The sequence below is a fragment of the Oerskovia merdavium genome (genome assembly GCF_014836755.1).
Classification (GTDB): domain Bacteria; phylum Actinomycetota; class Actinomycetes; order Actinomycetales; family Cellulomonadaceae; genus Oerskovia; species Oerskovia merdavium.
This window is the reverse complement of sequence record NZ_JACSQF010000023.1, coordinates 57,474-63,880: the sequence shown is the minus strand read 5'-3', so window position 1 is coordinate 63,880 and position 6,407 is coordinate 57,474. Positions and strand designations below refer to the sequence as shown.

Annotated in this window: 8 protein-coding genes; 4 read left to right on the top strand and 4 right to left on the bottom strand. The window is 73.1% G+C overall.

Features of this window, described 5'->3' with window-relative positions; translation table 11 throughout:
- The first annotated feature begins 71 nt into the window (after positions 1–71).
- From H9641_RS17750 to H9641_RS17735, 4 genes are all read left to right on the top strand, one after another.
- Positions 72–1,070 (top strand): TIGR03557 family F420-dependent LLM class oxidoreductase, encoded by a 999-nt coding sequence (locus H9641_RS17750; RefSeq protein ID WP_138824860.1) that lies wholly within the window; start codon positions 72–74, stop codon positions 1,068–1,070.
- 101 nt (positions 1,071–1,171) lie between these two features.
- Positions 1,172–2,050: a coenzyme F420-0:L-glutamate ligase gene (gene cofE, locus H9641_RS17745; protein WP_318244672.1), complete on the top strand. Its 879-nt coding sequence runs from the start codon at positions 1,172–1,174 to the stop codon at positions 2,048–2,050.
- A 142-nt stretch (positions 2,051–2,192) separates the two neighbouring features.
- The gene (locus H9641_RS17740) at positions 2,193–2,711 is read left to right on the top strand and encodes a hypothetical protein (protein ID WP_191805740.1); all 519 of its coding nucleotides are present in this window, start codon (positions 2,193–2,195) and stop codon (positions 2,709–2,711) included.
- Between the two features lie 286 nt (positions 2,712–2,997).
- Complete coding sequence (locus H9641_RS17735; RefSeq protein ID WP_191805739.1) at positions 2,998–3,387, top strand: hypothetical protein; 390 nt, start codon at positions 2,998–3,000, stop codon at positions 3,385–3,387.
- A gap of 10 nt (positions 3,388–3,397) precedes the next feature.
- Here the strand turns inward: H9641_RS17735 and H9641_RS17730 are convergent, their stop codons facing one another.
- From H9641_RS17730 to H9641_RS17715, 4 genes are all read right to left on the bottom strand, one after another.
- The gene (locus H9641_RS17730; protein WP_191805748.1) at positions 3,398–3,763 is read right to left on the bottom strand and encodes a VOC family protein; all 366 of its coding nucleotides are present in this window, start codon (positions 3,761–3,763) and stop codon (positions 3,398–3,400) included.
- Between the two features lie 328 nt (positions 3,764–4,091).
- The gene (locus H9641_RS17725; RefSeq protein WP_191805738.1) at positions 4,092–4,697 is read right to left on the bottom strand and encodes an HhH-GPD-type base excision DNA repair protein; all 606 of its coding nucleotides are present in this window, start codon (positions 4,695–4,697) and stop codon (positions 4,092–4,094) included.
- Positions 4,698–4,749: 52 nt separating this feature from the next.
- Complete coding sequence (locus tag H9641_RS17720; protein ID WP_191805737.1) at positions 4,750–5,163, bottom strand: PNPOx family protein; 414 nt, start codon at positions 5,161–5,163, stop codon at positions 4,750–4,752.
- Between the two features lie 161 nt (positions 5,164–5,324).
- A complete protein-coding gene (locus H9641_RS17715; RefSeq protein ID WP_191805736.1) occupies positions 5,325–6,290 on the bottom strand; it encodes an AraC family transcriptional regulator in 966 nt (321 codons plus the stop codon).
- Between the last annotated feature and the right edge of the window lie 117 nt (positions 6,291–6,407).

Sequence of the window (6,407 nt, the reverse complement as noted above, 5' to 3'; positions counted from 1 at the left end):
GGGGGGCCCGTCCTCCGGCAAGTATCAGATACCGGCGCTCGGGCGCGAGGCGCCCGTACTAAGGTCGGTCCATGGACTTGACGATCGGCTACGCCGCCATGCTCGAGCAGTTCCACCCGACCGAGGTGATCGCCCTCTCCGAGTACGCCGAGAGCAAGGGCTTCTCCGGCGTCATGGCCGCGGACCACTTCCAGCCCTGGGTCCCCGCGCAGGGGCACTCGGCGTTCGTGTGGAACGTCCTGTCGGCCCTCGGCGAGCGCACGCGCGGCGACCTGGGCCCGGGCGTCACGGCGCCCACGTTCCGTTGGCACCCCGCGATGGTCGCGCAGGCCTCGGCGACGCTCGCCGCGATGTACCCGGGGCGCCACTGGCTGGGCCTGGGCTCGGGCGAGGCGCTCAACGAGCACGTCACGGCGCAGTACTGGCCCGAGGCCCCCGAGCGCATCAACCGCATGTTCGAGGCGATCGACATCATCAAGAAGCTCTTCGCCGCGTCGCTCGCGGGCAAGGACACCAAGCACTCGGGGCAGTTCTACAAGCACGAGTCCACGCGGCTGTGGACCATGCCCGAGGTCGCCCCCGAGATCCTCGTCGCGACCGCGGGGCCCGTCACGGCCAAGCGCGCGGGCAAGCACGCCGACGGCCTCATCACCGTGGGAGCACCGCTCGAGAAGATCTCGATGCTGTTCGGCAAGTTCGACGACGGCGTCCGCGAGTCCGGCCGTGATCCCCAGACCATGCCCAAGGTCCTCCAGCTCCACATGTCGTGGGCCGAGACCGACGAGGAGGCGCTGACGAACGCCATGACCGAGTGGCCCAACGGCGGCATGAAGTTCCCCAAGGCCGACATCCGCTCGCCGTTCGACTTCGAGCAGATGGCCAAGCTCGTCCGGCCCGAGGACTTCGAGGGGCGCCTGGTCATCTCGTCCGACCCGGACGTGCACCGCGCCTACATCCAGAAGTTCGTCGACCTGGGCTTCGACCGCATCTACCTCCACAACGTGGGCCGCAACCAGCGCGAGTGGATCGACACGTTCTCGCGCGACGTCCTGCCGAAGCTCGTCCGGTGACGGGCACGTCCGTCCCGCTGCCCGACGGCGGAGCTCGCGCCGAGCGGCAGGCGTCGCCCGAGGCGAGGCGTGCCGCGGGCGACGACACGCGCTTCACGGTCGTGGCGCCGTCGGGCATCGGGGAGATCTCGCCCGGTGACGACCTGGCGCGCATCGTGGGCGACGCGCTCGACCGCGAGGGCGGGCTGCGCGAGGGCGACGTCGTGGTCGTGACGAGCAAGGTCGTGTCCAAGGCCGAGGGGCGCGTGGTAGCGGCCACCGACCGTGAGCAGGCGATCACCGACGAGACCGTGCGCGTCGTGGCCACCCGGCCGTCGCCCGGGGGAGTGCTGCGGATCGTCGAGAACCGGCTCGGCCTCGTCATGGCCGCCGCAGGCGTCGACGCGTCCAACACCCCCGAGGGCACCGTGCTGCTGCTGCCCGTCGACCCCGACGCCTCGGCGCGCGCGCTGCGGGCGGCGCTCGCGGAACGGTTCGGGGTGCGGGTCGGGGTCGTCGTGTCCGACACCGCCGGGCGGGCCTGGCGCGAGGGGCTCACCGACCTGGCGATCGGTGTCGCCGGGGTGGTCGCGCTCGACGACCTGCGCGGCGGCGTCGACTCGCACGGGCGTGAGCTGTCGGTGACCGTGACGGCCGTCGCGGACCAGATCGCCGCGGCCTCCGAGCTCGTCCGGGGCAAGGCCGCGGGGCGCCCCGTGGCCGTCGTGCGCGGGCTCGGGCGGTTCGTGACCGACGACGACGGGCCGGGGGCGCGCGTGCTCGTGCGGGACTCGGGGACCGACATGTTCCGTGAGGGCTCCGCGGAGGCGTACGCGCGGGGGGTGACCGATGGGCGCGGTGCTGCAGGCTCGGCTGGGGCTGCGGCGGTCGACCCCGGGGAGGCTGAGCACGTCGCGCGCGAGGCCGGGTACGCGGACGGGTATCGCGATGGGTTCGCCGAGGGGTTCCGTGAGGGGACGGGGAATCCGCAGCAGGGTTGACCCTGCCGTCGGTGGTCTGGGTGCGTCCGGGTTCGTCCGGGTGCCGAGAACGAGGTTGCGGTCCTTCTGAGGGGCTTGGTGACCGCAAGGTCATGGTCGACTGGACGGAAGGTCGTGCTCGATGAAAGCCGAGGGTGGGCGGATGACGAGGCAGGAACCAGCAGCGGACCTGAGCCGGCTCGCACGGGAACTCGCGTTCTCCGGCGACCTGGCCGACGAGCACGTCCGGTGGGCGCTCTACGACCAGGCGCTCGGGCGGGGCCTGCACGACCTGGTGGCCGCTGCCGTCGCCGAGGACGACGACCAGGTCATGGCGAGCGGGGTGGTCGTCGCCGCTCTCGAGCGTGTCCCGTCGGTAGACAGGGAACGCTGGGTGGCCCTCACGAGCGAATGGACGGTGGCCGACTTCGTGGCCCGGCGGGCCGCGGAGCTGGAGATCCTCGAGTCGGTGTCGGGTGCCGTCGCTGCGGTGGGCGATGGGCTCCGACGTGCGGACGAAGGTCTGGGCGTCGACGGCTGGTCCGACTGGCTCCAGCTGCGCGCGGCGAGCTCCGCGACCCGTGCCGACGTCCTGGACGCCCTCGCCGGGGGCGGTCGGACCCGCCGGATCCGGCACGTCGCGGCGACGACCCGCAGCCGCAGCGCCGGTGGTGATGGGTGACCCCGGTGACCCCGGTGACCCCGGTGACCCCGGTGGCTCTGGTGCCTCGCCGCCTCTGACGACTCGCTCACTCTGGTGCCTCGGGGCCCGAGACCCGGGTGCCGAGCATGCGGTTGTCGTCGCATCTCGGGCCCTGAGGGACGCCGACCGCATGCTCGTGGGACGCCAACCGCATGGTCGTGGCCGCCAGGGCTGGACGCTCCAGGGCGACGGCTTCCGTCATCCGGAGCCGGCGCCGGGCCGAATCTCCTGGGCGGATCGGCCGGCCGCTCGCTATCGTTCCTGGATGCTGCCTGCCTCCTGGATCCCGCACCGCCGCCCCGAGGACCGTGACCACATCGGGTGGATCCGGCCCGACGGCGATGCCTGGGTCGCCGTCTCGTTGCTGGGGCACGACCTCACCGGCCCGGTCGACTGGCTCGACGCCGAGGAGGCTCTCGACGGCACCGGCCTGTCCTGGCTCGCCGACGTCTGGATGCTCGACGGCGAGGGTCCGGACCCGGTCCGCGTCCGGCTCGTCGAGGTCACGCCCGAGCGCGTCGTGGTCCAGACCGACGACTTCGGGGCGATCGACGCGCCGGTCGTCCGGCACGAGCTGCCGTGGCCGGCGCCGGCACGGCTGCGGCCGCGACGTGCGAGCGACCCCGACGGGACGATCGTGTTCGGGTCGGCGTGAGCCGCCAGGCTCAGTCCATCGTGGTGACGCCCTCGTAGAGCCCCAGCCGGTTCCCGTCGAGGTCCTCGAAGACCGCCCACCAGCTCGTCGGGCTGATCTGCGACCTGCCCATGAGCACCTTGCCGCCGAGGGCCTCGACCTGGGCGAGCGAATCCTCGATCGAGTCGACCTCGACGTAGCTGCGCGGGCTCGTGAACCCTTCCTCGCGGGGGGCGAGGCCACCACCGCTGATCTGGTTGGGGGCCCGCCACATGGGGTATCCCTCGAAACCGGGCGCCTCGGCGATGTCCCAGCCGAACAGCCCGCTGTAGAACGCGCGGGCGCGGTCGGTGTCGCCGACGGGGATGTCGATGTGCGTGATGTCGCCGTGAGCCATGAGGTCCTCCTCGGGAACGGGCACGGGGCCGCGCCCTCTCCTCACGCTACGCGCGGCGGGACCGGCTCGCTGTGGGCGGCGTGGTCGTCGACCCGTTCAGGCGGCCTCGACGTCCGCCGTGACGTGACGACGACGTCAGCCGGTCGCAGCTCGAGGCCCTGCACGGCGGTGCGCCGCGCGTGCTCGCACCGATCCCACCACCCCGGACGTGGTGCCGCGTCCTTGCTCGAACTGGGCGGAGAGCCGGTTGCTCGACCCTGGACGGAGAAGACTGGCATGCGAGCGAACATGCACCGGGCCGGGAGCGTCCCGGTGGCGTGCCGGAGCGTCAGCCCTTGGCGGCCCGTTCGGCCTTCGCCGCGGCCTTGGCCGCCTTCTTGGTCTCGCGCACCTGGTCGAGCGAGTGCTGGTCGACGACGTCGGCGATCGAGCGTCGCGAACCTTCCTCGCCGTAGGCCCCCGCAGCCTCGTGCCACCCCTCGGGCTGGACGCCGTACTGCTTGCCGAGGAGCGCGAGGAAGATCTTCGCCTTCTGCTCCCCGAAGCCGGGCAGCGCCTTGAGCCGCTTGAGGACGAGCGCCCCGTCCGGGGCGCCGCCGTCGGGTCCGGGGTCGGTCCACAGGCGCGTGACGTCGCCGTCGTACTGCTCGTCGACGACCTGGGCCACGGCCTGCACGCGGCCCGCCATGGAGCCCGGGTAGCGGTGGATCGCCGGGGGAGTGGCGGCCATCGCGGCGAACGCCTCGGGCTCGGCGGAGGCGATGCGGTGCACGTCGAACCCGCCCATGCGCTGGGAGATCTTGAGAGGCCCCGCGAACGCCGACTCCATGGTGACCTGCTGGTCGAGGAGCATGCCGATGAGCAGTGCGAACGGGTCGATGGACAGCAGCGCGTCGGCTTCCGGGTCGCCGGTGAACCACAGGTCGTGTGCCATGTCCCCATCATGGCAGCCGGGTCGCGCGGACGCCGTCGCGCCGGGCTGCCGCTCAGCGGGGCGGCCCCACCCGTCCGTCGAGGAGCTCGTCCACGCGCAGCCCCCGCAGGGCGACCCTGATCGCGCCCGGCACGAGCCGGAGACCGGCGTCACCGTGCAGCCGTCGCAGGTCGTCGACGACGTAGCCGCGCCCACCTCGTGTCAGCCCGAACAGCCCGGCCGCCTCGACGTTCTTGAGCCAGTCGACGTCTGATCCATAGGTCAGCGCGATGATCACGCGGACCTCGCGCGGGGACGTGGCCGACGGGGGTTCGCGGAACGCCAGGACGGGGGTCGTGAACGGCCGTCCGCTGCGCCGCCCGCGATGGTGGACCGTCGCGAACGGCGGCACGCGCGACGACACGCGGAGCACGAGCGGGTTGACGTACCGCTTGTTGGTCCGGGTGACCAGGTGCGGGATGGGCATGTCAGCCATGGTGCGCGCGCGGGCGAGGTGCGGCCACCGCACGGTGCCCGACGGCGAGCCGCTCGTCGAGCACGAGCTTGCGATCGTCAAGCTCGCCATATCGACCGCAACCTCGTGCTCGGCACCCGAGGAGCCCTCCGGCGCCACGGCGAGGCGGACCGTCAGGCCGCCCCTGACCCCGCCCCCACCCGCTCCCTGTGCGCCGTCGGGCTCATGCCCCGCACGCGTGTGAACGCGGCGCTCAGCGCGAACGGCGTCCCGTACCCGACCTGCCGCGCCACCGAGCCGACGGTCGCCCCCGGCTCCAGCAGCAGGTCGGCCGCGAGCGTCAGGCGCCACCCGGTGAGGTAGCCCATGGGCGGCTCGCCCACGAGCTCGGTGAAGCGCCGCGAGAACGCGGCCCGTGACAGCCCGACGGTCCGCGCGAGCGACTCGACCGTCCAGGCCCTGGCCGGGTCGTGGTGCATGAGTCGCAACGCGTGCCCGACCACCGGGTCGGCGTCCGCGCGGTACCACCCCGGGGCCTCGCCGAGGTCGAGCCATGCGCGCAGCGCGCCGATGAGCAGGACGTCGAGCAACCGGTCGAGCACGGCCTCCTGGCCGGGCCGGTCCTGCGAGACCTCGCGCGCGAGCAACGAGACGAGGTCGGCGTCGAGGTCCCCGCGGCGCAGCACCACGAGCGGGGGCAGCACGCTCAGCAGCCGGCCGCCCACCTCGCCGTCGAGCGGGTAGGTCCCGGTCAGCAGCACGGTCGGCCCGTCGGGGTCGTTGCCCCAGGTCCGGACACCGAGGTCGACGAGGGGAGAGGGGGCGTCGCCGACCGCCCGGCAGGCACCGACGGCGTCGCTCACCATCTGCGGCGCCGTCCCGGGGGAGTCGGCCACGGTGTAGTGGCGGGGCCCGCGCACGAGCGCGACGTCGCCCTCGTCGAGGTGTGCCTCGAGCGGTGGTTCGTGGGGCTGCAGGCCGGCGTCCATCCCGATCCAGACCGACCCGCGCACGACGGGCACGAGCGTCAGGGGCGCCTCGTCCTCGATGCGCATCGACCACGGCGGCGCGAGGAGCGAGCGCAGCAGGAAGGCGCCCCGCGCGCGGGGGCCGTCGAGGAGTCCGGCGACAGCGTCCATGCCACGACGGTACGCCCCCCGCGTCCTCGACGGAAGACGAACGGACATGCTCCCGAGCCGTTCGACCATGGAACGTCTCGCCGGAGACCGGTTGACTCGAACCACAGCACGGACGAC

Excerpts from the sequence above, each read along its gene's own strand:
- H9641_RS17730 (WP_191805748.1), bottom strand. The coding sequence starts at position 3,763 with ATGGCTCACGGCGACATCACGCACATCGACATCCCCGTCGGCGACACC.
- H9641_RS17735 (WP_191805739.1), top strand. The coding sequence starts at position 2,998 with ATGCTGCCTGCCTCCTGGATCCCGCACCGCCGCCCCGAGGACCGTGAC.
- H9641_RS17725 (WP_191805738.1), bottom strand. The coding sequence starts at position 4,697 with ATGGCACACGACCTGTGGTTCACCGGCGACCCGGAAGCCGACGCGCTG.
- H9641_RS17715 (WP_191805736.1), bottom strand. The coding sequence starts at position 6,290 with ATGGACGCTGTCGCCGGACTCCTCGACGGCCCCCGCGCGCGGGGCGCC.
- H9641_RS17720 (WP_191805737.1), bottom strand. The coding sequence starts at position 5,163 with ATGCCCATCCCGCACCTGGTCACCCGGACCAACAAGCGGTACGTCAAC.
- H9641_RS17750 (WP_138824860.1), top strand. The coding sequence starts at position 72 with ATGGACTTGACGATCGGCTACGCCGCCATGCTCGAGCAGTTCCACCCG.
- H9641_RS17740 (WP_191805740.1), top strand. The coding sequence starts at position 2,193 with ATGACGAGGCAGGAACCAGCAGCGGACCTGAGCCGGCTCGCACGGGAA.